This window comes from Micromonospora eburnea (genome assembly GCF_900090225.1).
GTDB lineage: Bacteria > Actinomycetota > Actinomycetes > Mycobacteriales > Micromonosporaceae > Micromonospora > Micromonospora eburnea.
The window spans coordinates 6680228-6704836 of sequence record NZ_FMHY01000002.1; the positions used below are offsets into that span (position 1 = coordinate 6680228).

The 24609-nt window shown below is 74.1% G+C and carries 25 protein-coding genes and 2 pseudogenes; 8 read left to right on the forward strand and 19 right to left on the reverse strand.

Annotation, left to right across the window (positions count from 1 at the left end):
* Nucleotides 1–126 precede the first annotated feature (126 nt).
* Nucleotides 127–1014 carry an ABC transporter permease gene (locus GA0070604_RS29190; RefSeq protein ID WP_091125785.1) on the reverse strand — a complete coding sequence of 296 codons (888 nt, stop codon included), beginning with the start codon at nt 1012–1014 and terminating at the stop codon, nt 127–129.
* Nucleotides 1014–3884: an alpha/beta fold hydrolase gene (locus GA0070604_RS29195; protein ID WP_091125789.1), complete on the reverse strand. Its 2871-nt coding sequence runs from the start codon at nt 3882–3884 to the stop codon at nt 1014–1016. The genes GA0070604_RS29190 and GA0070604_RS29195 overlap by 1 nt, the downstream gene beginning before the upstream one ends.
* A gap of 379 nt (nt 3885–4263) precedes the next feature.
* Between GA0070604_RS29195 and GA0070604_RS29200 the strand changes: the two genes are divergently transcribed.
* The 3 genes and pseudogenes from GA0070604_RS29200 to GA0070604_RS29205 form a co-directional block, all read left to right on the forward strand.
* On the forward strand, nt 4264–4767 hold the full coding sequence (locus GA0070604_RS29200; protein WP_091125793.1) for a roadblock/LC7 domain-containing protein: 504 nt from the start codon (nt 4264–4266) through the stop codon (nt 4765–4767).
* A gap of 83 nt (nt 4768–4850) precedes the next feature.
* A pseudogene (locus GA0070604_RS34430) lies at nt 4851–5445 on the forward strand (AAA family ATPase); the annotation flags it as partial.
* Between the two features lie 131 nt (nt 5446–5576).
* Nucleotides 5577–7136: pseudogene (locus GA0070604_RS29205) on the forward strand (AAA family ATPase); the annotation flags it as partial.
* Between the two features lie 11 nt (nt 7137–7147).
* Here the strand turns inward: GA0070604_RS29205 and GA0070604_RS29210 are convergent.
* The 16 genes from GA0070604_RS29210 to GA0070604_RS29285 form a co-directional block, all read right to left on the reverse strand.
* A complete protein-coding gene (locus GA0070604_RS29210; protein WP_244162116.1) occupies nt 7148–7501 on the reverse strand; it encodes a gas vesicle protein K in 354 nt (117 codons plus the stop codon).
* The gene (locus tag GA0070604_RS29215; RefSeq protein WP_091125800.1) at nt 7498–7734 is read right to left on the reverse strand and encodes a gas vesicle protein; all 237 of its coding nucleotides are present in this window, start codon (nt 7732–7734) and stop codon (nt 7498–7500) included. Before GA0070604_RS29215 ends, GA0070604_RS29210 begins: the two co-directional genes overlap by 4 nt.
* Nucleotides 7725–8600 carry a GvpL/GvpF family gas vesicle protein gene (locus GA0070604_RS29220; protein WP_091125804.1) on the reverse strand — a complete coding sequence of 292 codons (876 nt, stop codon included), beginning with the start codon at nt 8598–8600 and terminating at the stop codon, nt 7725–7727. The genes GA0070604_RS29215 and GA0070604_RS29220 overlap by 10 nt, the downstream gene beginning before the upstream one ends.
* Nucleotides 8584–8934 carry a gas vesicle protein gene (locus GA0070604_RS34480; RefSeq protein ID WP_091125807.1) on the reverse strand — a complete coding sequence of 117 codons (351 nt, stop codon included), beginning with the start codon at nt 8932–8934 and terminating at the stop codon, nt 8584–8586. The genes GA0070604_RS29220 and GA0070604_RS34480 overlap by 17 nt, the downstream gene beginning before the upstream one ends.
* A gap of 4 nt (nt 8935–8938) precedes the next feature.
* Nucleotides 8939–9265, reverse strand: coding sequence for a gas vesicle protein GvpO (locus tag GA0070604_RS29230; RefSeq protein ID WP_091125809.1), 327 nt, complete (start codon nt 9263–9265; stop codon nt 8939–8941).
* A gap of 10 nt (nt 9266–9275) precedes the next feature.
* On the reverse strand, nt 9276–9521 hold the full coding sequence (locus tag GA0070604_RS29235) for a gas vesicle protein GvpG (RefSeq protein WP_091125811.1): 246 nt from the start codon (nt 9519–9521) through the stop codon (nt 9276–9278).
* Nucleotides 9522–9524: 3 nt separating this feature from the next.
* Nucleotides 9525–10280, reverse strand: coding sequence for a GvpL/GvpF family gas vesicle protein (locus GA0070604_RS29240; protein ID WP_091125814.1), 756 nt, complete (start codon nt 10278–10280; stop codon nt 9525–9527).
* A 1-nt stretch (nt 10281) separates the two neighbouring features.
* Nucleotides 10282–10728 (reverse strand): gas vesicle protein GvpJ, encoded by a 447-nt coding sequence (gene gvpJ, locus GA0070604_RS34485; protein WP_091125818.1) that lies wholly within the window; start codon nt 10726–10728, stop codon nt 10282–10284.
* Nucleotides 10725–11879 (reverse strand): SRPBCC family protein, encoded by a 1155-nt coding sequence (locus tag GA0070604_RS29250; RefSeq protein WP_091127496.1) that lies wholly within the window; start codon nt 11877–11879, stop codon nt 10725–10727. Before GA0070604_RS29250 ends, gvpJ begins: the two co-directional genes overlap by 4 nt.
* A 2-nt stretch (nt 11880–11881) precedes the next feature.
* A complete protein-coding gene (locus GA0070604_RS29255; protein WP_091125822.1) occupies nt 11882–12319 on the reverse strand; it encodes a hypothetical protein in 438 nt (145 codons plus the stop codon).
* A gap of 288 nt (nt 12320–12607) precedes the next feature.
* A complete protein-coding gene (locus tag GA0070604_RS29260) occupies nt 12608–13117 on the reverse strand; it encodes a GNAT family N-acetyltransferase (protein ID WP_091125825.1) in 510 nt (169 codons plus the stop codon).
* 151 nt (nt 13118–13268) lie between these two features.
* Nucleotides 13269–14171 carry a hypothetical protein gene (locus GA0070604_RS29265; RefSeq protein WP_091125828.1) on the reverse strand — a complete coding sequence of 301 codons (903 nt, stop codon included), beginning with the start codon at nt 14169–14171 and terminating at the stop codon, nt 13269–13271.
* A gap of 172 nt (nt 14172–14343) precedes the next feature.
* Entirely contained in the window at nt 14344–14925 is a 582-nt protein-coding gene (locus GA0070604_RS29270) for a DUF3263 domain-containing protein (RefSeq protein ID WP_091125830.1), read from the reverse strand.
* 132 nt (nt 14926–15057) lie between these two features.
* Nucleotides 15058–16074: an ABC transporter permease subunit gene (locus tag GA0070604_RS29275; protein WP_091125835.1), complete on the reverse strand. Its 1017-nt coding sequence runs from the start codon at nt 16072–16074 to the stop codon at nt 15058–15060.
* Nucleotides 16071–17051, reverse strand: a complete 981-nt coding sequence (locus tag GA0070604_RS29280; RefSeq protein ID WP_091125838.1) for an ATP-binding cassette domain-containing protein — start codon at nt 17049–17051, stop codon at nt 16071–16073. The genes GA0070604_RS29275 and GA0070604_RS29280 overlap by 4 nt, the downstream gene beginning before the upstream one ends.
* Before the next feature lie 142 nt (nt 17052–17193).
* The gene (locus GA0070604_RS29285) at nt 17194–17979 is read right to left on the reverse strand and encodes a DeoR/GlpR family DNA-binding transcription regulator (RefSeq protein ID WP_091127497.1); all 786 of its coding nucleotides are present in this window, start codon (nt 17977–17979) and stop codon (nt 17194–17196) included.
* A gap of 199 nt (nt 17980–18178) precedes the next feature.
* Here GA0070604_RS29285 and GA0070604_RS29290 point away from each other — a divergent pair, with 199 nt between their 5' ends.
* The 3 genes from GA0070604_RS29290 to nagA all read left to right on the forward strand — a co-directional run bounded on the left by GA0070604_RS29290 (nt 18179) and on the right by nagA (nt 21223).
* A complete protein-coding gene (locus GA0070604_RS29290; protein WP_091125842.1) occupies nt 18179–19108 on the forward strand; it encodes an SIS domain-containing protein in 930 nt (309 codons plus the stop codon).
* A gap of 76 nt (nt 19109–19184) precedes the next feature.
* Nucleotides 19185–20117 carry an ROK family protein gene (locus GA0070604_RS29295; RefSeq protein WP_091125846.1) on the forward strand — a complete coding sequence of 311 codons (933 nt, stop codon included), beginning with the start codon at nt 19185–19187 and terminating at the stop codon, nt 20115–20117.
* Nucleotides 20114–21223 (forward strand): N-acetylglucosamine-6-phosphate deacetylase, encoded by a 1110-nt coding sequence (gene nagA, locus GA0070604_RS29300; protein ID WP_091125852.1) that lies wholly within the window; start codon nt 20114–20116, stop codon nt 21221–21223. Before GA0070604_RS29295 ends, nagA begins: the two co-directional genes overlap by 4 nt.
* Nucleotides 21224–21263: 40 nt before the next feature.
* On the opposite strand, the gene GA0070604_RS29305 is transcribed toward nagA, so the two are convergent.
* A complete protein-coding gene (locus GA0070604_RS29305; protein ID WP_091125856.1) occupies nt 21264–22475 on the reverse strand; it encodes a DUF4032 domain-containing protein in 1212 nt (403 codons plus the stop codon).
* 142 nt (nt 22476–22617) lie between these two features.
* On the opposite strand from GA0070604_RS29305, the gene GA0070604_RS29310 reads away from it, so the two are divergent.
* Entirely contained in the window at nt 22618–23355 is a 738-nt protein-coding gene (locus GA0070604_RS29310) for a phosphatase PAP2 family protein (protein WP_208602364.1), read from the forward strand.
* Nucleotides 23356–23364: 9 nt separating this feature from the next.
* The gene (locus GA0070604_RS29315; RefSeq protein ID WP_091125863.1) at nt 23365–24606 is read left to right on the forward strand and encodes an APC family permease; all 1242 of its coding nucleotides are present in this window, start codon (nt 23365–23367) and stop codon (nt 24604–24606) included.
* Nucleotides 24607–24609: the final 3 nt, after the last annotated feature.

Below are 24609 nucleotides of genomic sequence, written 5' to 3' on the forward strand. Positions count from 1 at the left end.
GAGGCGCGAACGTATCGATGTTAATAAATTCCTTCCTGGTGAGACGATTTACAACGTCCCTGTTCAAAGGACTGGGAACGCTCCCATGATACCCCCGTTTTGTCAACAGTTAACCGCCTGGTTCGGTCAGCTCGTGACGTCCTTGCGGGTGAAGCGCCAGAAGGCCAGCGCCCAGAATCCGGTGGCGTAGACGATCGCCGAGATGGCGCCGCGTACCAGGTCGTCGGTCTGCACCGGGGTGGAGAGCAGGCCCAGCCAGGCGCTGCTGTAGTGGGTGGGCAGCAGCGCGCGCAGCCCGCCCAGCGCGGTGATCTGGTCCAGGATGCTGGACAGGATCCACAGCAGCACCGCCCCGCCGACCGCACCGAGCGCGGCGTCCGTGGTCACCGAGAGCAGGAACGCCAGGCCGGCCACCACCAACAGGACGACCGCCAGGTAACCGAGCACCGCGAGCAGGCGGAGCAGCCCCTCGGCCGGGGGCAGCTCGGCGGAGACCTGGCTGCGCAGCGGGGACCAGCCGTACCGGAGGGTGCCGGCGAGCAGCGCGGTGCCGGCGAGCAGCAGCAGGGCCAGCCCCGAGTACGCGAGCGCGACCAGCAGCTTCACCGTCAGCAGCCGGGACCGGGGCACCGGGATCGCCAGCAGGTAGCGCAGGCTGCCCCAGCTCGCCTCGCTGGCCACCGTGTCCCCGCAGAACAGCGCCACCACCACGACCAGCAGGAACGACGACGACACGAAGATCGAGAACAGGGTGAAGTTCAGCCCGCCGGAGACGGCCAGGTCGACCAGGCTGCCGAACTCGTTGTTCCGGTTCCGGTCCGCGTTGCCGGAGTTGAACTGGAACGCGACCAGGATGATCAGCGGCAGCAGCACCATGAACCCGAGCGCGAGCTGGGTACGCCGCCGCGCCGCCTGCCGGCGGAACTCGGCCCGGAACGGCAGGGTCGCCGACGGCCGGTAGCCCGCCGCCGCTCCACCCCGGCCCGCCGTACGCACGGATGACGACTCTCCCATCACCGGTCCCCGCTCCCCCGAGAGTTCTCGCCGACCAGGGCGAGGAACGCGTCCTCCAGGCGGCGCCGGGGCACCACCCGGTCCACCCCGATGCCGGCCCGGACCAGCTCGGCCACCACCTCACTGCGGGCGGTGCCGTTGGTGTCCACCACCAGCCCGCCGTCCCCGCCCGGCAGCACCCGTACGCCGTCCAGCCGGTCGAGCACGCTGCGTGCCGCGTCCGGGTCACTCACCTCGAACAGCACGCTCGGCGACTCGCCGACGATCTCCTCGACCGGGCCGGAGGCGACGATCCGGCCCTTCGTCACCACCACCGCGTGGGTGCAGGTCTGTTCCACCTCGGCGAGCAGGTGGCTGGAGACCAGCACCGCCCGCCCGTCGGTGGCGTACCGCTGGAGTACCCGGCGCATCTCGGCGATCTGCGGCGGGTCCAGGCCGTCGGTCGGCTCGTCGAGCACCAGCAGCTCCGGCAGGCCCAGCATGGCCTGCGCGATGGCGAGCCGCTGCCGCATGCCGTGGCTGTACTTGCGGGTCTTGCGATGCACCGAGTCGCCCAGCCCGGCGATCTCCAGCGCCTGGTCGAAGTGCGCCTCCGCCCAGGGCCGCCCGGTCGCCCGCCAGTACGCCTTCAGGTTCTCCAGGCCGGACAGGTGCGGCAGGAACCCCGGCCCCTCCACCAGCGCGCCGATCCGGGACAGCACCGGCGATCCGGGCACCAGCCGGTGCCCGAAGACGTAGATCTCGCCGGCGGTGGGCTGGGTCAGCCCCATCAGCACCCGCAGGGTGGTGGTCTTGCCGGCGCCGTTCGGCCCGAGCAGGCCGACCACCTGGCCGGGGTGCACCTCGAAGTCCACGTTGGAGACGGCGACGAAGCCGTCCGCGTACTCCTTGCGGAGCTGGCGGACGACGAGCGGCACACCCGCGTACTCCGGGTGGACCGAGCTGTCCTGGCGACGGTGCCGGCGGCGGGCGACCAGGACGACCACGGCGAGCCCGACCGCGATCGCGGCGAGCAGGCCGACCAGCGTCCAGCGCCAGACGGTGGCCGTGGTGGGGATCGGCTGGGCGTCGACCGTGGGCAGGGTCAGCGGGCCGCCGCCGAGGGCGACGGTGTGCACGGCCGGCTCGGCCGGGGTCGCGTACGCCTGGTCGGAGGTGGACACGACGACCCGCAGCCGGTGCCCGGACTCGATCCGGCGGACGATCGCCGGCAGGGTGACGGTGACCGGCTGGGCGGCGTCGATCGTCGCCGGCAGATTGGTCAACCGGACCGGCGCGACCAGGCCGTCGGGCAGGGTGGCCGCGCCCTTGGGGTCGACGTCGTAGAGCTTGACGAAGAGCACCGCCTCGCCGGTGGGCGAGGCCGCCCTGATCCGTACGGTCGGCGCGCCGACCACGTCGACCGGCTCGGCCAGCGGCGCGGACTCGAACCGGGCGTGCTGGCCGGGGATGTCCCCCGCCACCCCGTTCAGCAGCGAACCGACCGCCCCGGCGAACGGCACCGAGGAGATCGCCGCCGGGTTGCCGTTGGGCGGGTTCGCGACCGGCCGGGCCGGGCCGGTCAGCGTGACCTCGGTGCGGCCCTGCCCGGCCAGCCCCGGATAGTCGGCGGTGTGGTAGCCGGTGGCCACCAGACCCCGGTCGAGCGCGTCGAAACCGGCGATCCGGGAGAAGGTGAAGGAGCCGCCCGGTGCCGAGCCCTCGCCCTTGACGTAGTGGTCGAGCCACTGCGCGGTGAGGAACTTCACCCGGTCGGAGTCGGAGGTGGGACCCGCGCCACCGTCGTGACCGCCGGTGAACCAGGCGACCCGGACGGGGGTGCCGGCGGCGGCGATGCCGCGCGCGTTGGCGTCCGCCTCGGTGAGCGGGAAGAGGGTGTCCGCCTCGCCCTGCACCAGCAGGGTGGGCGCCTTGATCCGGTCGAGCACCCCGGCCGGGGAGGAGCGGCGCAGCAGGTCGACCGCCTGGGCATCGGCCCGACCGGTGGTGGCGATCCGCAGGTACGCCGCGCAGACGTCGGCGGCGAACCGACCGCAGGACGGGTCTGCGGGGCCTCCGGGCACCCGCCCGGAGCTGGTGCCGGGACCGGCGCCGGGCTGCGGGCTGGGCGCGCCGGCCGACGCGGGGGCGCCCTCCGGCTGGCCGGCGGTGGTGCCGGAGACGCCGGCCGGGCCGGAGCCGACGCTGCCGCCGCCGCCGAAGAAGAGGCCTGCCCACCCCTTCTTGAACACGCCCTCGGTCGGCGCCTTCCCGGTGCTCTCCGGCAGGAAGGCCCGGGACAGGTCGTTCCAGGTGATCATCGGGACGATCGCGTCGACCCGGCGGTCCTGCGCGGCCAGCAGCAGGGCCAGGCCGCCGCCGTACGAGCCGCCGACCACGCCGACCCGGGGGTCACCGGCCGCGTCGAGGCGGATGTCGGGGCGGGCGGCGAGCCGGTCGATCAGGCGTTGCGCGTCCCGCACCTCGTAGTCCGGGCTGTCCAGGTGGATCTCCCCGCCGCTGCGGCCGAAGCCCCGCGCGGTCCAGGTGAGCACGGCGTACCCGTGGTCGGCCAGGTCCTCCGCGTCGGCGCGGACCGACTCCTTGGTGCCGCCGAAGCCGTGCGCCAGCAGCACCGCCGGGACCCGGTGCCGGGCCGAGGCGTCCCGGGGCAGGTAGAGCGTGGTGTCCAGGTCGACCGGCTGGTCGCCGGCTGGTCCGGAGTGGACGGTCACCAGCCCCGACTCGGTCCGGAAGCCGGGCCGTTGCGGCCGGGCCGCCCAGGCCACGGCGGCGGCCACCAGGACGGCCGCCACCACCACGGCGACCACCCGGCGACGGCGGGTGGCGAGGGCACGCCGGATCCGCGGGACGGCGAGCGGTGATCTCATGCGGCACACGGTACGGCCCGGAGGCTGTGGGCTACCTGAGATCCGCCGTACGGCTGTCCAGTTGGGTCGTTCGACGGACGAATCCGGTCGACCGTGGAGAGCCCCGAGCATTCCGGTGAACGGAGTTCTGATTCCGCGAATTCACGCGTACGCCCGTAAACCGCTGCCAATCCGGCCATCTCGGCGACCGTCACGAACCGCTGCGTGATCACCGGAACAACCGGACGTGACACAACCCGAACTGACGCGAAGCCGACTCGGCGAGGGTGGTCGCACCGCACGCCGGTCCACTACTTTCCGTCCGGTTGCTTCCCGCCCGGTGCCCAGGACCGCGCACGCAGTCAGTCCAGACCGACCCGTCACGAAGAGGACCGTCACGGTGACCAGCCCCACCCGGCACGACAACGTCGACCGGCAGCGCCCTGCCGAGGACCTCAGCCCCGAGGCCCGCACCTTTCACTGGCTGCTCGACTCGTTCACCTCCAGCACGGCCGGGGTGGTGGAGGCGATCGCCGTCTCCGCCGACGGGCTGCTGATCGCCACCTCGGGCAGCAGAGACCGGTCCAACGCGGAACGGCTCGCCGCCGTCGTCTCCGGCATGACCAGCCTCGCCGGGGGCGCCGCGAGCTGGTACGCGCTCGGCGTCCTCAACCGGGTGATCGTGGACATGGCCGAGGGGTACCTGCTCATCGGCGCGATCAGCAGCGGCTCGGTGCTCGGCGTGGTCGCCGACCGCTCGGCGAACCTCGGCACCCTGGCGTACGAGATGACGCTCTTCGCCGGCCGGGCCGGCGGGACCCTGAGCCCGCGGCTGATCAACGAGCTGAAGAACCGCGTACCGCGCCCGGCCGTGGACCGGGTGACCCGGGCGAAGCGGGCCTGAGCCCGCCGCCGGTCCGCCCCGGATCGGGCAGGGCGGACGCGCGCCACGGGCGCCACCTGCGGCCGGCGGCTACTGTCGGGCGGGTGGCGGAACCCGAACTGACCCTGACCGCGAGCCTGCGACCGGCCGCGCTGGACGCCCGGCGCGGCGTCGTCCGCCTGCACCCGGAGGTGCTGACCGCGCTGGCGCTGCGCCCCGGCGACCCGGTCCGGCTGGCCGGCCGGCGGGTCACCGCCGGCATCGCCGCCCCGGCCGAGCCGGCCGCGAGCGCGGCGCTGCTCCACGCCGACGACCTGATCCTGGGCAACCTGGGCCTGCGGGACGGCGGGCAGGTGCGGATCAGTCCGCTGCCGGTGGTCCCGGCCCGCGCGGTGACCCTGGCCGGCCCGGTCGGGATCGTCGCCGCGGTCTCCCCGGAGATGCTCCGCCTCGCCCTGCTCGGCAAGCCGGTCACCACCGGCGACGACGTCTCGCTGCTGCCGCAGGACGTGCTTCCCGACGCCGCGGTCCGCGGTCTGGTCGAGGCCGCCCGGCGCAGCCTCGCCAACACCGTCGGCTACGCCTGGACCAGCACCCTGCTCACCGTGGTCGCGGCCGATCCGGCGGCCGGTGCGCTGGTCACCATGGACACCGTGGTCGGCTGGGAGCACGGCCCGGCCACCCGCGGCTCCGGGGCGGCCGGCCAGGACCCGGGCGGCCGGCTGAGCGTCGGCGCGACCGGGACCGGCGGGCGGACGCCGGTCGGCCGCCCGGGGGAGGCCGGGGCCGGACCGGCCCCGGCGGTGCCCGGCCTCGCCGAGCCGGCGGAGGCTCCGGGCCTCGACGAGTTGCCCGGATTGCGGGCCCAGGCCGAGGAACTGACCGAACTGCTCGATCTCGGCTTCCACCACCGGGAGGTGCTGGGCCGGCTCGGCACCACCGTGTCGCTGGGCGTCCTGCTCAGCGGGCCGGCCGGCTCGGGTAAGTCGGCGCTGGTCCGCGCGGTCGCCGCCCGGGTACGCGCCCGGGTGCGCCCGCTGTGGGCGCCGGAGCTGGCCGCGCTGACCAACGACGCGGCGGCCCGCCGGCTGCGCGAGGCGGCCGAGGAGGTACGCGCCGACGGTCCCGCCGTCCTGCTGGTCACCGACGTGGAGGCCGTCGCCCCAGCCGACGAGCCGGGACCGTTGGCGACGGTGTTCCGGCAGGTCGTCGCCGAGGCGGTCCGGGCCGGGGCGGCCGTGGTCTGCACCACCGGCCGGCCGGAGGCGGTGGACCCCGTCCTGCGCACCCCGGACCTGCTCTCGCTGCGGATCACCGTCCCCCTGCCCGACCAGGCGTTGCGCCGGGAAGTGCTGACCGTGCTCACCCGGCAGGTGCCGCTCGCCGAGGACGTGCGGCTGGACGAGGTGGCCGCCCGTACGCCAGGGTTCGTCGCCGCCGACCTGGCCGCGCTGGTCCGCGAGGCCGGCGTACGGGCGGCGCTGCGGCAGAAGACGGCCGAGACGCCGACGGTCGCGATGGCCGACTTCACCGCCGCGCTGGAGGTGGTCCGACCCACCACGATGGCCGAGTCCACCCTGGAACTGGCCTCGGTGACCCTCGACGACGTCGGCGGGCTGCACGAGGTCAAGGAGACGCTGACCGAGTCGGTGCTCTGGCCGCTGACCTACCCGGACACCTTCGCCCGGCTGGGCGTGACGCCACCACGCGGGGTGCTGCTCTACGGGCCGCCCGGCTGCGGCAAGACGTACCTGGTCACCGCCCTGGCCGGCTCCGGGCGGGCGAACGTGCTGTCGGTGAAGGGCGCGGAGCTGCTCTCCAAGTGGGTGGGCGAGAGCGAACGCGCGGTCCGGGAGCTGTTCCGCCGGGCCCGCGAGGCGGCGCCGACGCTGGTCTTCCTGGACGAGGTGGACGCGCTCGCCCCGGTCCGTGGTCAGGCCACCGACGGCGGTACGACCGACCGGGTGGTGGCCGCCCTGCTCACCGAGCTGGACGGGGTGGAGGCGCTGCGCAACGTGGTGGTGGTCGGCGCGACGAACCGGCCGGAGCTGGTCGACCCGGCGCTGCTGCGCCCCGGCCGCCTGGAACGACTGGTGTACGTGCCACCGCCGGACGGCCCGGCCCGGGCGGAGATCCTCCGGGCGGCCGCCCGGAACGTCCCGCTCGCCGACGACGTCGATCTGACCGCGCTGGGCGGGGAACTGGACGGCTTCTCGGCCGCCGACTGCGCGGCCCTGATCCGCGAGGCGGCGCTGGCCGCGATGCGCGAGTCCCTGACCGCCACCACGGTGACCGCCGCCCACGTCGCGGCGGCCCGCCCCCGGGTCCACCCCTCCCTCGACCCCGCCCAACTGGCCGCCCTGGCCGCCTACGCCGCTGACCGCCGCTGATCATCGGCGGGTCAGTCGGTGGGGAGGAGGGGGCCCAGGGGGCCCAGGTCGAGGTTCAGGTCTTCGGGGGAGAGGCCGAAGTAGTCGCGGAGGTGGGCCATCTGCTCCTCCAGCGCCATCAGCGTGCTGCCGATCCGTTCGACCTGCTCGTCGGTGAGGTCACCCAGGTCGACCCGGCGCAGCGCCTGCCGTTCCATCAACTGCCGCAGCAGCTCGACGACCGTCAGCACCAGACTGGCGAGTCCCCGTTCGACCGAGTCGCGGTCCACCGCGAGCCGGCGGTCCAGCGGCCGGACCCGGGGCGCCTGCCACTGCGGTTCCCCCAGCGCCGCCGCCAGTTCGGCCGCCTCGTCGCGCCCGGTCACGGTGCGACCTTCGCGCCGGACGGGTCGAACTCGGGCGGGGCGAGAGCGCCGACCGAGGCGACCAGCGCGCGCAGCGAGACGCGTACCAGGTCGATGTCGGCGATGGCGAGGGTGATGTCGCCGGAGATCACCACGCCGGTGGCGAGTACCCGGTCGAGCAGGTCGACCAGGGCCACCGGCCGGTAGGCCAGCGGATCGTCCGCGCTGCTCGGGGCGAGCGTGGTCACGCCCATGCCGGCCCCCGCGCACCCGGGCGAGCCGCCGCCGCGGTCACGTCGGCGTCGGGACCCCGCTGCGGCTCCGCCGACGGTTCCGCGACGAAGGAGTACGGCGGCCAGGGGCCGGTCAGCTCCAGCCGGATCGCCGGGTGCCGGTCGGCCAGCTCGCCGATCAGCGCCGAGAAGCCGTCCAGGCCGGTCCGGTCGATCAGGTACGCGCTGTTGAGCACCATCGCGGCGGCCGCGCCGGAGAGCCGCCGGTCCTGTGGGGCGTGCCGGCGGGCGGCGACCGCGTACCCGGCGAGGGCGGTGTGCACGGCGACCGCCGCGTCGGCGGCCACCCGCTGCCCCTCCTCCCGAGCGGTGAGCTGGGCCCGGCGCCGCCGCAGGTACGCCGTACCGGGCCCGCCCCCACCGGCGGGCTGCTCGCCCCGCGCGGTCGCGCCGGGGACGACGTACCCCTTCACACCCCACTCCTCGCGGCCGGTGAGCCGCGCCAGCGCGTCGGCCAGTTCGCCGCGCCGCCCGGCCAGCGCACCGGCCACCCGGTCGTCGTCGCGGTACACGGTGGCGAGCCGGGCCGGCACCACCGCGCCGGCCCGGGAGAGCGCGTCGACCACGCCGTGATGCGCCCGGGCGGCCCGTTCCAGCCAGGCCAGGTCCTCCAGGTTGCGGCGCAACGCCTCCTCGCCGTACTCGACCAGCGGGGCGTCGCTGACCACGGCGACCAGCCCGGCGGCCGGCAGCGCCCGGACCGGCGTGCCGGCGATCCCGGTGATCCCGGCCAGCGTGCCCGGGGCCGCCTCGGCCACCACGCCGTGCAGCCAGACACCGGTGTCCGGCCTGGCGGTGGCCGGGGTGCGGTCAGTGGTCGTACTCATCCCACTCCTCCCTCGCGGCCCGCTCGGCGACACGCGGCCGGCGGGACGCCTCAACCTCCTCGGGGTCGCGCGGGCCGGGCTCGACCGGCGGGCGGGCCCGGGAGCTGAGCCACGGGTCGTGCTCCCACCAGTCGATGCCGATCTGCCGCGCGGTGTCCACGGAGGCGATGACCAGCCGCAGCTTCAGCGTCAGCAGCTCGATGTCGAGCAGGCTGACCCTGATGTCGCCGGCGATCACGATGCCCCGGTCGAGGACCCGTTCGAGGATGTCGCCGAGGTTGGCCGGCTCGTGCCCCGCCGGCAGCACCTGCCCGGAGTTCTGCACCACCGTCATCGACTCAGTCCCCCTTGCCGCGCTGGTAACGGCGCGTCCGTTGGTAACCGAGCAGGCTGCCGATCATGTCCAGCTCGACCTGGTAGAGGCCGAGCAGATCGGTCGACGCCGGGATCCGGTGATCCTCGACCACCTCCACCTCGACCAGCCAGCCGTCGTCGATCGGCTGGATCGAGGTGGCCCCGAGCGGGTCCTTGCCGGTCAACCCGGCGATCTGGCGCAGCCCCTCGCGAGCCGCCTCGGCCGCCGTGATCGGCTGGTAGTCGTCCTCGACGACGTCCCGGCCGCCCCGTTCACGGTCGCCGTCGCCGCGGCTGCGTACTGATGCCATGTCATCTCCCTCACCCGCGGTGCCGCTCGCCCACCGGCGGGACCAGCCGGTCCAGCACGCGCTCCTGGCCGCGGTCCCGCTCCTCCGGGGTGATCTCGTCGGCCTCCGCCGCCCGGTCCAGTTCCTCCAGCTCCCGGCGAACGTTGACCGGGTCGTACTGCTGCGTCTCCGCCTCCCGGGCGATCACCTCGACCACCGCGGTGAGCCCGCGCACCGGGGCGTACGGCAGGGTCAGCAACGTCCAGAGGATGTCCACGGCTCACTCCACCAGCTGGTACGCGCTGACGAAGTCGTACGGGGCGACCGGGCCACGCAGGCGCATCCGGATCAGGTTCCGCCGCTGCTCGGCGAACCCCTCCACCGCCCGGACGAAGTCGTCCTCGTCGTCGGCCGCGACCAGGAAGGCGAGCTTCACCGCGTCCAGCTCGTGGCTCGGCGGGCGGACCGCGTTCGCCACCGCGTACCGGCCCACGGCGTCGACCAGCTCGCGGTTCTCCGCCTCCCGGCGCAGCGCCACGGCCTCGCTGATCATCTCGCCGAGCCGGATCCGCTGCTCCCGGCTCTCCGCCTCCGGCCGGCCGCGCACCTGGCCGGCGAGGGCCGCGGCAGAGGAGTCGCCGGCCAGGAAGCCGGAGATGAACGCCGGCTCGACGAAGCGCCCGTGCACCAGATACTGGAGGCGGTCGTCGAGTTCCGCCAGCGCCGCGACGAACCGGTCGTGGTGCGCGTCCAGCAGGTCGCCGACCGCTTCCGCGCCGGTCACGACCGTGCCGAACCGGACCGGCAGCACCGGCGCGACCACCACCGTCCCGTCGAGCAGCGTCTCGTACGCCGTGAGGTCGGCCGGGCGGCCCAGGGGCTCCTCCAGCCCGACCTCACTGACCAGCGCGGCGAGGTTGCCGTGCCGGATCGCGGTGACCTCGCTCGGCGGCGAACCCACCCCCTCCGCCTCGGGGATCGGCTCCACGTCCGAGGGCACGATGCCGTAGATGAACACTCCCGTCTCCTGGGCCATCTCAGCGCTCCCTCTGCCGGGGCCGGGGCCGGTCCCGGTCGCGGCTCCGGTCGTCGTCGGGGTCGTCGTCGGGGTCGAGACCGCTGAACGCGTCCCGGACCGCGCCGCCGAGCGCGCCGGCCGCCCGGCCGAGCCCGGAGACCGCCCGGCCCTTGGTGACCGCGCCCGAGGCGTCCTCGATCAGGTCCGGCAGGCCCTTCTGCTGCTTCGGCACGATGCTCAGCCGGTCGACCGCCTCGGCGAACCGCAGGTACGTCTCGACGCTGGCGACCACGATCCGGGCGTTGACCTCCAGAAGCTGGATGCCGATCACGGCGACCGACACCTGGGCGTCGATCACCACGCCCTTGTCCAGCACCGTCTCGACCACGTCGGCGAGGGTGCCGCCACCCCCGCCAACGCGTTCCAGGGCACTACCGGGCTGACCCGTTGCCGTGCTGACCGTCATTCCTCTCGCTCCTCCCGACGACGACCGGCCACCGGCCGTCGAGGTGGCTCCAGCGAGCGGCGGACCGTCGGGCGGGGGCGCGGCCGTTCCGCACGCGGCGTCGGTTCCTCCCGCGACTGCGGTCGGCGGGCCCGCCCGGGCTGCCGGCGCCGTGGCGGTTCCTCCGTCTCCGCCGGCTCCTCGACGTACTCGTCCTCGTCGTAGTCGTCGCCCTCGTCGTAGGCGTCGTACTCCGCGTCTTCCTCGGGCGAGCGGCGGCGCTGCGGCGGGCGGCGGCGATCATCGGGTTCCTCGGCGCGGCCCCGCGATCGTTCCCCGGCCTCCTGTTCCTCGCGGAGCGCGGTCTCGTGGTCCCTGACCACCCGGGAGTCCTCGATCTCGCCGCGCCAGCCCTCGACCGAGTCGGGGTCGAGCACGGTCTCGGTCATCACGTACCGGACAAAGTGCTTCAGCTCCAGCCGCACCCGGCGGCCCTGGGCGCGCCAGAGGTTGCCGGTACGCTCGAAGAGGCCCTGCGGCTGGTACTCCAGGACGACGAGAATCTTCGTCAACTCGGGGCCGATCTCGTGGAAGCTGACCGTGCCGTCGACCGCCCCCTTCTCGCCCTTCGACCGCCAGTGGATCAGGCGGTCCGGGATCTGCCGGACGATGGTCGACTCCCAGGTCCGGTGCGACCAGAGCACCTGGGCCTTCCAGGTCAGCTTCTCGTCGGACTCGGTCTCGGCCCGTTCGACCTTCTTCATGAAGCTCGGGAAGTCGCCGAACCGGGTCCACTGGTTGTACGCGACCCGGACCGGCACGCCGACCTCGATGGTCTCGACGATGTTGGTGACCTTCGGCATCCGGCCGCCCCGGCCACCCTTGCCGCCAGCGCCGACCGCCGACATCAACTTCTCCTTACCGCCGGCCAACCCGGCATGGAACACGGCCTTCATCGGGGAGTGGCCCTCGGCGAGCTTCTGCACGCCGGTGGCCGCGGCGATCAGCCCGGGGCCACCGCCCTGCCTGGCGTACTCACTGAGCCGCCCGGTGGCGTCGGCGATCCGATCGGCCACCGACTGCACGGCCCGCTCGGCGAGGGCGTCGGCCAGGTTGCGCAGCTCGCCACCGAGCTGGTCCCGTGCCCTGCCCGCGAGATCGCTGGTCGCCATGGTCACCGCCCCCGTTCCCGGCCGCCGGCCTCGGCGCGGTCCTCGTCGTCCCGCGCGGCGGGCTGCTCGTCCAGTTCCTGCTCCTCGTCGGGGGCCGAGCGCTCCGGTGCCGCGCCCTGCTGACCGGCGCCGGACCTACGGCGCAACGCGTCGGCACCACCGCGCAGCTTGCCGCTGAGGGTGTCGATGCCGCTGCCGGCGGCGGCGGTCGCCGCGGCCCTGCCCGCGCTGGCGAGCGGACCGCCGAGCCTGGTCAGGTTGCTGAGCTGGGGGGAGGCGTTCATCAGGTCCGTGCCGTATTTCAGCAGGCCACCGGGCTGTTGACTGGCCCGGCCGATGGCCACCGCGGCGGCGAGGGTGAGTGCGGTACGCAGCTTCCTGCGGCGGCCGATGACATAGCCGAGGCCCACCGCCAGCGCGATCCGAGCTCCGCTCTTCATCAGTTCTCCTTCGCTCCCCGGCGGACGCGGACACCCGTTCGTGTGGGGCAGGCCGGAAAACAGCTACCGGGGATCAGCGGAAAGGGCCTGCGACCGGGCGTCCGGTATTGGCGGACCCGGCGGGCAGTACCCGACCCCCTATTCGCAAAACATTTTTGCGGAACTCTTGAGGCGCGGGTCACCGGCGAATCGGACACCGGGAAAACGGCGGCAGGATACGCGTAAAGCGGTTAGCTGACCCAGGCTGAGCAGGGAAGAGGAGATAGCGGCAAAAGTAGGGCGGCGGTGTCAGCGGGCCGGCAGGACCGAATCCAGGCACATCTGCGCGTACAGCTTCCCGCCTTTTTCGCGCAATTCCGCGCCGCATTTTCTGAGTACGGAGACAGCGCCCTGGTTCTCCGGCGTCGTCTCGGCCACGACCGTGTGCATACCGGCCGCCGCGGCGGTGTTCAGCAGTTCGCGCAGGGCGGCCGCACCGAGTCCCCGGCCCCGCGCCGAGCGCCCCAGCCACATCCCGGTCTCCACCGTCCCGGGCTCGTCCCGGCGGGTCATCCGGACCACGCCGACCACCTCGCCACCGGCCACGATCGCGTACATCCGGGTGCGGGTGGGGCCGTCCAGGCCGCCGAAGCTGGCCCGGTGGAACTCCCGGAACGCGTCCCGACGGGCCAGCGACCAACCGGCCGGGGCGTCCACCGGGGGCATGACGTCCTCCGGCTCCGCCTCTGCCGCCGCCACGGAGAGCAACGGCTCCAGGTTTCGCTCGTCCACCAACTCCAGTCGTACGACACCCGTCACGAGCCGCAGTCTGCCGCCCCTGCCGGTCCACGTCCACCCCTTTGGTCCCGGACTGCCGGTCTGGACGAGCGGATCGGCCGGTCGTACCCCGTCCGGGTTCCACCTCACGCTCCGTTGTCATCCGACCGGACGTTCCGCCGTCGGCCGGTCCTCACCCGGCCGGGTCGAACGCGCAGAACACCACCGAGGCGTCGTCGGTCCGCTTGTGCCGGCGCAGCCGGTCCGGGTGGTCCCGCTCGGCGGCCCGGACCCGGCCGATCAGCCCCTCGGGCCCCTCCGCCGCCGTCACGTCCAGCAGGCCGGCCCAGTCGAAGAGGCCGAACTGCTCGACCGCGCAGGACGCTCCGTCGCTGAGCAACGCCGCCCGCCGAAGTGCCCCCGGCCCGCGCAGCGGCAGCGTCCCGGTCAACGCGTGGTACGCCGCGTCCGGGTCGGCGGCGGCGGCCCAGTAGCCGTGCGTCCGGTTCATCCGCTCCCGCTGCACGATCACCGACCGGCGGAACCGGGTCACCGGATCGGTGTCGGCCCGGGGCAGTTGGTCGACGGTACGGCGCAGCTCCGCCATGGCCGCGTCGAGCCGGTCGTCGGAGACCACGCTGACCTGGCCGCCGGCGTCCAGCACCAGTGGGCTGTCGCAGAGCACCAGGTAGTCCACCTGGTCGCCGCCCTCACGGAGCAGGCAGACGGTGGACGACGGGGTGCCCGGATGGTCGAGGTCGCACTCCCCGCCGTGGTCGGCGCGGACCGCCAGGATGGCCGCCGCCAGGCTGCTCATCAGGGTCGCCGCCGGCCGGGCCGCGACGGCCAGACCGATCCGGGCGGCCAGGTGCCGGACGTACCAGGCGGGCCCGTGCACGCAACCGGTGTCGAAGCCCTCCGGCACCGTGGCCCCGTCGAGGACCCCGACCAGCGGACCGAACCGGAAGACCACGTCCTCGTTCACCGGCCGGCCGGGGGCCGGGTCGGAGGCGGAGCGTACCCGCATCATCGGCGCCGTCCCGATCGGCCGGGCCGGCTGACTCCCGGTCGCGTACCGGCGATCTGGTGCCCCCATCCGTCGACTCCCTCCGTCGCCCGCCCGCCTACCCCGACCGGCGGACGCCATGCCCGGGGCGCTCCCGCAGGTCCGCCGAGCAGGCGGCCTGGCTCCTCGGCCGACCGGAGCGCGCCGCCTGCGGGCGTCAGCGCCGCCGGGTGCGGAGATCAGTGCCGCGGCTCAGGGGACGTCAGCGCCGCCGGTCGCGGGTCCGGGTGGAGCGCAGCCGGCGCAGCCGGCCGACCAGCACCGGCTCGGCGGCCAGCGCGGCCGGGTGGTCGAGCAGCGCGTTGAGCAGCTGGTAGTACCGGGTCGCGGAGAGCCCGAAGGTGTCCCGGATCGCCTGTTCCTTCGCGCCGGCGTGCCTCCACCACCGCTGCTCGAAGGCGAGGATCTGCCGGTCCCGTTCGGCGAGCCCGTCACCCGCTGCGGAACCGTCGTCCGTCGGGCGCACCTCGGCGGCGGGCTGTCGGGCCTCCGTCCGCTCGGCAGCGGGCTGTCGGGCCTCCGTCCGCTCGGCGGCGGGCGCGGGACCGGCGTCCGCCGGCTCGACCAACGGGCGCGCTCCCCCACCCGCGTGCACCGCGCCCTCGTCGGGCGCGGGATCGGCCTCGACGGCGGGGGCGGAACGGGGCGGCGGGACGGTGGCGCCGGTGTCCCGGCGCACGCCGTCGGCCGGCGACGGGACGGGTCCACCGGCCTCTCGTGCGGCGTCGGCGGGCCCGGACGGCTCAGTCCGGCCGGCGGCGGCCGGGGAGGCGTCGGCGGGCATGGCGCTCCTCGGAGAAACGGACGACCGGCGCGGCGACCACCGGCCGGGGAGCCCAGCCTAACCAGCGGCCGCCCCGACCGCATCGGACGTGATCTCCGCGCCGCCGACCGGGGCCGGCGGCGCGGACCACGGTCAGGCGATGTCCCGCCGGCGCATCATCCAGAACGCGGCCACCAGGACCGCCGCCCCGCCCAGGCCGAACACCAGCGCCGAGTCCTGCCAGGTGATCAGCAGCTCCGCCGGATGGCACTCGCCCTTGGCGAAATCGCACACCCGGTAGTCGAGCAGCTCCACCCGCTTCATGAACCACGCCTGCGCGTAGGTGGAGAGGAGGTACCGGTCGCCGAACGAGACCCCGAGCACGCCGACCGCGATGCGGATGGCGACCTCGCTGATCCCGAAGACCGCCACGGCGGCCCCGAGCGCCATCGCGGTGTGCCGCCCGAGCGAGGCGAGCCCGAACGCGGCCGCGCCGATCAGCAGTACGATCCCGACCGCCCGCAGACCGTCCAGCCCGATCGACTGCCAGGCCCCGGCGGTCATCTTGGCGGTGCTCCCCCGGTAGGTGCCGATGAGCCAGAAGGCCAGCGTCCAGAGCCCGCCGAGCACGATGCTCACCCCGAGGGTCGTGGTCAGCACGGCGGCCAGCTTGGTGCCGAGCACGGCGAGCCGTTTCGGCCGCCAGAGCAGCAGGTTCATCATTCCGCCGGAGGCCCACTCGGCGCCGACGAAGGAGGCGCCGACGAGGAACGCGAAGAGCGCGACCGCCCCGGCGAACACGGCGATGAACATCGGGAACTCGGCCCGGAAGTCGAACTGGTAGGGCAGGTTCCACTTCGGGTCGAACATCTCCGGCTGCGGCATCCAGTCCCGGCCGCAGTTCGGCCCGTACCGCTCCTCGGTGCTCTGGTCACCGCGGGCCACGGCGGCGTCGCAGTCGGCGACGGTCTTCTTCCACTGCTCCACCGACTCGCGGTACTGGGTGTCGGCCTTGACCTGGGCCTCCGCCACGATTTCCTTGGAGAGCTTGTGGCTGGAGAAGCTGAACGCGGTGGCCACGCCGGCCAGCCCGAGCACCAGCAGGACCAGCAGCAGCCGGGTGAGCCGGCGCTTGGCCAGCCGGCGCAGTTCCGTGACGAAGAGGCTCATGCCGTCTCACCGACCTTCGTGGACTCGTCGACCTGGCGGTGCTGGCCGGGGACCGGCGCGGTGGCGGTCAGTTCGAGGAAGACGCTCTCCAGGTCGACCGCGACCGGCGTCAGCTCGCTGACGTACAGGCCCTGCTCGGCGAGGAGGCGGCTGACCGCGGCGGGCTTGTCGACGCCGGCGAGCATCAGGTGGTCCGGTTCGGTGGTGGTGACCTGGATCCCCGCCCGGGTGAGCGTGTCGGCGGCCTGCGGCAGGTCGGTGACCGCCTCGAGCCGGACCCGTACGGTGCCGTGCGAGTGGGCGGCGAGCACCTGCTCGACCGGTCCGAACGCGACCCGCCGGCCCAGCGAGATGATGGTGACCGAGTCGCAGATGAGCTGGATCTCGCCGAGGATGTGGCTGGAGAGCACCACGGTCATGCCCGAGGCGGCGAGGTCCCGCATCAGGCTGCGCATCTCCCGGATGCCGCCCGGGTCGAGGCCGTTGGCGGGCTCGTCCAGGATCAGCAGCTTCGGGTTCTTGAGCAGCGCGGAGGCGACCGCGAGGCGCTGCTTCATGCCGAGCGAGTAGGTCTTCACCCGCTCGCCGGCCCGGTCGCGGAGCCCGACCAGCTCCAGCACCTCGTCGACCCGCTGCCGGGGCAGCTCTCCGGCCTGGGCGAGCAGGCCGAGGGTGTCGCGCGCGGAGAAGTGCGGGAAGAACTGTGGGCTCTCCACGATGGCCCCGACCTGTCCGGCGACGACCGGCAACGCCTGCGGCAGCTCATGGCCGAGGATGGCCATCCGGCCGCCGTTGGCCTGGATGAGGCCGAGCAGGGTACGCAGTGTGGTGGTCTTGCCCGAGCCGTTCGGGCCGAGGAAGCCGTGCACCTGCCCGGCCTCGACCCGCATGTCGAAGCCGTCGAGCGCGTGACGTGTCCCGCGCTTCCGGCTCCGGTACGTCTTGCGGAGACCTTCGATCTCCAGGACAGCCGTCAAGCTGACCTCCCCCGATGAGTAGTGACAACGGACACCATACGCGGTATGCAGCGGCCACCAATACCCGGTATGCACGTGTCGCGTTGTTAAGCGGGGGCCCTTCCTCTACCGGAGGCGTTAAGAAGGGGCCCCTCCTTACCGCTCAGGCGCAGACGACGTGTACGCCGGCGTCGCGGAACGCCTGCACCAGGGCGGGGGGAGCGCCGGAATCGGTCACCAGCGTCTCCACCCGGTCCACGGGGCAGATCCGGGCGAAGGCGTGACCGCCCAGCTTGGACGAGTCGGCGATCACCACCACCCGCTTGGCCCGGGCCACCATGAGACTGTTCATCGCGGCCTCGCCCTCATGGTGGGCGGCGGCGCCGAGCTGCGGGTCGATCGCGTCCACGCCGAGCAGCGCGACATCCAGGGTCACCTCGCGCAGCAGCGCCCCGCCCAGCGGGCCGACCAGTTCGAACGACTTGGGCCGGACCACGCCCCCGGCCACCACCACCTTCATCCGCGAGCGGACCAGCAGCTCGTTGGCGATGTTCAGGGCGTTGGTGACCACGGTGAGCTGGGCACCCTCGGCGCTGGTGTTGAGGTCCGGCCGGACGGCGAGGGCCCGGGCCACCTCGGTGCTGGTGGTGCCGCCGTTCAGGCCGACCACGGTGCCCGGGGAGACCAGCGCCGCGGCGGCGGTGCCGATCCGCTGCTTCTCGGCCGAGTGCTTGGCCGTCTTGTAGCGCAGCGGCAGGTCGTACGAGACACCGTTGGCGACCGCCCCGCCCCGGGTACGGGTGATCATCTGCTGCTGGGCGAGCTGGTCGAAGTCACGCCGGATGGTGGCCTGGGAGACGTCCAGGCGCTCGGCCGCCTCCTCGACACTGACCCGGCCACTGTCGGTCAGCATTTCGAGCAGCGCGTTCCAGCGGGCGTACCGGTCCACGGCGGGGGCCTCCACTGACTCTGCACGAACCGTGATTGGTTGCGTGCACAGTAGTGCGCGAAACTGCCGAGGCGCAAAACCCTGACCTGCGCAATCCCAGAGTCGGTTGCCACAACCACCCGACTTCGCGCAGAATGACGCGCGAAAGGCGGCCATAACGAGCCGTATTGCGCAAGGTCTCCCCTGGCGAGGAGTTGTCATGGCGTACGTGCACGCGGAGATCGCGAGCCAGCCCGACCGCTGGCGGGAGGCGGCGCGACTCGCCCCGACCGTCGCCGACCACCTGCCCCGGCCCGGCGAGCGGGTGACCGTCGTCGGCTGCGGCACGTCGTGGTTCATGGGCATGGCGTACGCCGGGCTGCGCGAGCGCGCCGGCCAGGGCGAGACCGACGCCTTCCAGGCCAGCGAGTTCCCCGCCGGCCGGCGCTACGACCGGCTCATCGCGATCACCCGCTCCGGCACCACCACCGAGGTGCTGGACCTGCTCGCCGCGCTGCGTGGCCACGTCCCGACCACGGTCCTGGTCGGCGACCCGGCCTCCCCCGCGGTCGAGCTGGCCGACGCAGCCGTGCCCCTGCCCTTCGCCGACGAACGCTCGGTCGTGCAGACCCGCTTCGCCACCACCGCGCTCGCCCTGCTCCGCGCCCACCTCGGCGACGACCTGGGCCGGCTGGCCGCCGACGCCGAGGTCGCCGTGCGGGCCCCGCTGCCGATCGACTCGGCCACCATCGAACAGGTCACCTTCCTCGGGCGCGGCTGGACGGTCGGACTCGCCCAGGAAGCCGCGCTGAAGTGCCGCGAGGCGGCCACCTTCTGGGCCGAGGCGTACCCGGCGATGGACTACCGGCACGGCCCGATCTCGGTCGCCGCCCCCGGGCGGCTGGTGTGGGCGTTCGGCGGGATCCCCGACGGGCTGCCCGAGGACGTGGCCGCCACCGGCGCCGCCTTCGTGCACAGCCGTACCCACGGCTGCCGCACGGTGCTGACCAGTTGGGCGGCCGGCCGTACCCCGGTCGACCCGATGGCCGACCTGATCCTGGCCCAGCGCTTCGCGGTCTCCCTCGCCACCAGCCGTGGCCTCGACCCGGACGCGCCCCGGCACCTGACCCGCTCCGTGGTGCTCGCGTGAGCGAGCGCAGCGAGCGGATCAGCCGGCTCAGCGCTGAGGTGCCTCACGGCGCCGGCGAGCGAAGCGAGACGGCGGCGTGAGCTCAGGCGACGAGGTCGTCGTCGCGCTGGACGTGGGCGGCACCGGGATGAAGTGCGCCCTGGTCCGCCCGGACGGCACGACGGTGCACGCCGAGCGGCACGCCACCGAGGCGGCCCGCGGCCCGGAGGCGGTGGTCGGCACGATCCTCGACGTCGCCGAAGGGCTGGCCGGCAAGGCACACGCCGCCGGGCTGAAGGCCGTGGCCTGCGGGATCGCCGTGCCCGGGGTGGTCGACGAGACTCGCGGGGTCGCCGTCTGGTCGGCGAACGTGGGCTTCCGGGACGTACCACTGCGGGAGCTGGCGCGGAAGCGGCTGGGCCTACCCACGGCGCTCGGCCACGACGTGCGGGTGGGCGGCCTGGCGGAGGCCCGGCTCGGCGCCGGCCGCGAGGCCAGCCAGGTGCTCTTCGTCGCGATCGGCACCGGCATCGCCGCCGCGCACGTGGTCGACGGGTCGGCCGCCGCCGGCGCGCACGGCGCCGCCGGCGAGATCGGCCACATCCTGGTACGCCCCGACGGGCCGCGCTGCGGCTGCGGTCGCCCCGGTTGCCTGGAGGCGCTGGCCTCGGCCGCCGCGATCGGCCGCCGGTACGCCGAACTGGCCGGCGTTCCGGTCACCGCCGCCGAGGTGGCTGACCGGGCGGCGGCCGGCGAGCCGCTGGCCAGCCAGGTCTGGCGGGAGGCCGTCGAGGCGCTCGCCGACGGGCTGGCGACCGGTCAGGCGCTCTACGACGTGGCGACGATCGTGATCGGCGGCGGGCTGGCTCAGGCCGGCCCCCGACTGCTCGACCCGCTGCGCGCGGCACTCCGGGAACGGCTGACCTTCCACCGGGAGCCGCACCTGGTGGCGGCGGCCCTCGGCGACGAGGCCGGCTGCCTCGGCGCCGCCCTGCTCGCCCTCGACGCCCTGGACAAGGAGAGCCGATGACCCTGCGAGTGTCCGGCAAGGTGGTGACCCCGACCGGCGTGATCCGGCAGGGCTGCGTGGAGGTCGTCGGCGACCGGATCCGGGCCGTCGCCGAGTACCCGTCGGTACGGGACGGGCACTGGATCGTGCCGGGCTTCGTGGACATGCACACCCATGGCGGCGGCGGGCACACCTTCACCACCGGGGACGCCGGGTCGGCCCGCGAGGCGGCCGGGTTCCACCTGCGGCACGGCACCACCACCCTGCTGGCCAGCCTGGTCAGCTCGCCGTTGGCGCTGATGCGGGAGGCGACGGCCGCGTACCGGCCGCTGGTCGAGGCCGGGGTGCTGGCCGGGGTCCACTTCGAGGGACCGTACCTGTCGGCGGACCGGTGCGGCGCGCAGAATCCGGAGTTCCTCCGCGACCCGTCCACCGACGAGTTGGCGGAGCTGATCGAGCTGGGCGGCGGCACGGTCCGGATGGTCACCCTGGCCCCGGAACGGGACGGCGCGCTGGAGGCGATCAAGCTGCTGGTCTCGCATGGCGTGGTGGCCGCGGTCGGGCACACCGACGCCACCTGGGCGCAGACCCGGGCCGCCGTGGACGCCGGGGCCACCGTGGGGACGCACCTTTTCAATGGGATGCGACCGGTGCACCACCGGGAGCCCGGGCCGGTGGTGGCCCTGCTCGACGCGCCGAACGTGGTCTGCGAGCTGGTCGCCGACGGGGTGCACCTGCACGACGGCATGCTCACCTTCGCCGCCTCGTCGGCCGGCCCGGAGCGGACCGCGCTGATCACCGACGCGATGGCCGCCGCCGGCATGCCCGACGGCGAGTACGAGCTGGGCGGCCAGGCCGTGACCGTGGCCGACGGGGTGGCCCGGTTGAGCCGGGACGGCGCGATCGCCGGCAGCACGCTGACCATGGACGCCGCCCTGCGGCACGCCGTCGCGGCGGGGGTCACACTGCCCGACGCCTGCCGGATGGTCGCCACCACCCCGGCTCGGGCCATCGGGCTCGGTGACCAGGTCGGGGCGTTGCAGGCCGGGCTCCGGGCCGACCTGGTCGTGCTCGACGACGAGCTCAACGTGGTCCGGGTGATGCGGGCCGGCACCTGGCTGGAGTGACGCTGCGGGCGGCGGTCGGGGCGGGAGACAGCCCCGGCCGTCAGCCGGCGGTGGGCACCTCGACGCCCAGCACGGCCTGCTCGTCCGGGCGGTGCACCAGCACGTCCGACAGGTACGACTGCACGGCGTGGCGCATGCCGACGTCCCGGCCGGCCCGCTCGGAGAGCAGCCACTTGTGCTCGATGATCTGGGTGAACAGCTCCTGCGGCTCCAGCTTGCTGCGCAGGTGCGCGGGCACCGCCCGGACCACCGGCTCGAACACCTCGGTGAGCCAACGGTGCGCCGCCTGCTGCTCGTCGGACAGGTCGCTCTCGGTCCGGTAGGCGTCCAGGTCGTTGAGGAGCTTGCGGGCCTGGTTCTCCTCGGCGTCCAGGCCGGTGAGCCGGAGCAGCCGGCGGGTGTGGTAGCCGACGTCGACCACCTTGGGCCGGACCAGGTAGCGCCCGTTGTCGGCGCTGGACATGGCCACCTCGGCGACGTCGAAGCCCAGTTCGTTGAGGCGGCGGATCCGCCCCTCGATGTCGTGCCGGGCCTCCCGCTCGACCTGCTGCTCGTAGGTGATCTCGTGCCAGAGCCGCTCGTACCGCTGCACGACCTCCTCGCAGACCACCTCCGGGTCGATCGACTCGTGCAGCAGCCCGGCGGCCTGGAGGTCCAGCGCCTCGCCGAAGATGTTCACCCGCGCGATCTCCAGGTCCTCACCGCGCTGCCCGTTGGAGAGCGCGCGGTGCAGCGCCCCGGTCTCGGCGTCCACCAGGTACGCGGCGAACGCGCCGGCGTCCCGCCGGAACAGGGTGTTGGACAGCGAGCAGTCGCCCCAGAAGAAGCCGGTCAGGTGCATCCGGACCAGCAGCACCGCCAGCGCGTCGAGCAGCCGGTTCATGGTCTCCGGCCGCAGCATCCGGGAGAAGAGCGCCCGGTACGGCAGCGAGAACTGGAGGTGCCGGGTGATCAGCACCGGGTCCAGCGGGCGGCCGTCGTCGGCCTGCCGGTCGGCCACGATCGCGATCGCCTCGACCGACGGGAAGTCGATCCGCTCCAGGGCCCGGAGCAGGTCGTACTCCCGCTCGGCGACCCGCTCGCCGGTCTCCTTCACGGCGTAGACGTAGTCGCCGAGTCGGACGAAACGCACGATGTGCCGCGAGATGCCCTGCGGCAGCGCGACCAGGTGCTGGGCAGGCCACTCCTCTAGCGGGGTCGACCAGGGAAGGTCGAGCAGTGCCGGGTCGACGAGGGCCGAAGTGATCCGCACGGGAACAAGTCTGACGGCTGACCCGGCGACGCGCTTCCCATCGTGGGCCGGCACACAACCGCCGAACGGCCGCGGCGGGTCGGCCGCCGCCGACGGCCGGTAGCGTGGTCGCGTGCGGGAGACCACTGGGGTACGCAAGAAGCTGCGGCTCCGACCCGTCCGGCCGTCCGGCTGGTGGTTCGACGGGCTGCTGCTCGCGGCCCTGGTGGGCCTGACCGTGGCGCTCGCCACCGATCACCTCTTCGGCCTCGACCGGGGGGTCGCCGACTGGGCCGAGGAGCACCGTCCGACCGTCGCCCGGTGGGCCGCGATGATCCTCAACTATCTGGGCCAGGGCACCCCGCTGACCCTGCTCGCGGCCGGGCTCGGGGTGGTGGTGGCGGTCCGGCTCCGCTCGGTCCGCCCGGTGCTGCCGCCGGTGGTCGCGTTCGTGCTCACCTACCTGACCATCGGGCCGTTGAAGGTGTGGACCGCCCGGCCCGCGCCCAGCGCCAGCGTCAGGGAGCCGTTCCTGCCGCCCGACCAGACGTTGCCGCTGTTCCAGCACGACCTGCCGGTGCGCTTCGCGCAGTCGTACCCGTCGGGCCACGTGGCCAACGCGATCGTCTGGTACGGCATGCTCGCCCTGCTCCTGGCGCCGCTGCTGGGCACCCTCGGCCGGGCCGTCCCGCCCCGGCTGGTTGCCGTGGTCCGGGTGGTGCCGCCGCTGGTCGTCCTCTGCACCACCATCTACCTCGGCTGGCACTGGCTGACCGACTCGGTCGCCGGGCTGCTGCTCGGCCTGCTGCTGGACCGACTGCTGCACCGGGTGCCCTGGAACGACCTGCCGTTGCCCGGTGCGCTGCGGAAGTGGGACCGTCCGTTCATCTCGGCCCCGTAGCCTGCGCCCATGGTGCAACTGGCGCGGCGGCTGGCCGTACCCGATGCGGTGGTCATCGGGCTCGGGTCGATGCTCGGTGCGGGCGTCTTCGTGGTCTTCGCCCCGGCCGCCGCGGCGGCCGGCGGCATGGGGCTGCTGGTCGCGTTGGCCCTGGCCGGCTTCATCGCCTACTGCAACGCGACCAGTTCGGCCCGGCTGGCCGCCCGCTACCCGGAGTCCGGCGGCACCTACGTCTACGGCCGGGAACGGCTGCACCCGTTCGCCGGTTTCCTCGCCGGCTGGGGGTTCGTGGTCGGCAAGACGGCGAGTTGCGCGGCGATGGCGCTGACCATCGGGGCGTACCTCTGGCCGGGGCGGGCGCGGCTCGTCGCGGTCCTCGCGGTGGTGGCGGTGACCGTGGTGAACCTGCGCGGCATCGGCAAGACCGCGGCCGCCACCCGGGTGCTGGTCGGCCTCACCCTCACGGTGCTCGTCGTGGTGGCGGTGACCGGCGCGCCACACGTCGCGTTCGACCGGCTGGACGGCCTGAGCGGGACCGGGGCCGGCGGCATACTGACCGCCGCCGGCCTGCTCTTCTTCGCCTTCGCCGGGTACGCCCGGATCGCCACCCTCGGCGAGGAGGTCCGCGACCCGGCGCGGACCATCCCCCGCGCGGTACCGCTCGCGCTCGGCATCGTGCTGGCCATCTACGTGGTGCTGGCCGGGGTCGCGCTCGGCGTGCTGGGTGAGGAGCGGCTGTCCACCGCCGCCGCGCCGCTGGCCGACACGGTCTCCGCCGCCGGGCTGCCCGGCCTCGCCTGGCTGGTCCGCGCCGGGGCGACCGTGGCGGTGACCGGGGTGCTGCTGTCCCTGCTCGCCGGGGTCGGCCGGACCACGCTGGCGATGGCCCGCCGCCGGGACCTGCCCGGCGTACTGGCCGCCGTCCACCCGCGCCTGCGGGTGCCGCACCGCGCCGAGCTGGCCGTGGCCGCCGTGGTGGTGGTCGTGGTGGCCCTGGGCGACATCCGGGGCGCGATCGGCTTCTCCAGCTGCACGGTGCTGGTCTACTACGCGATCGCCAACGCCTCGGCGCTCACCCTGGGGCGCGAGCCGGCCCGGAAGGTCCCGGTGCAACTGCTGGCCGGGCTGGGGCTGGTCGGCTGCCTGGTGCTGGCGGTCAGCCTGCCGGTGGCCAGCGTGGTCGCCGGGTTCGGCGTGCTCGCTCTCGGCGCCGTCGGGTACGCCCTGCGCCGCGTCGTCGGCCGCGCCTGACCC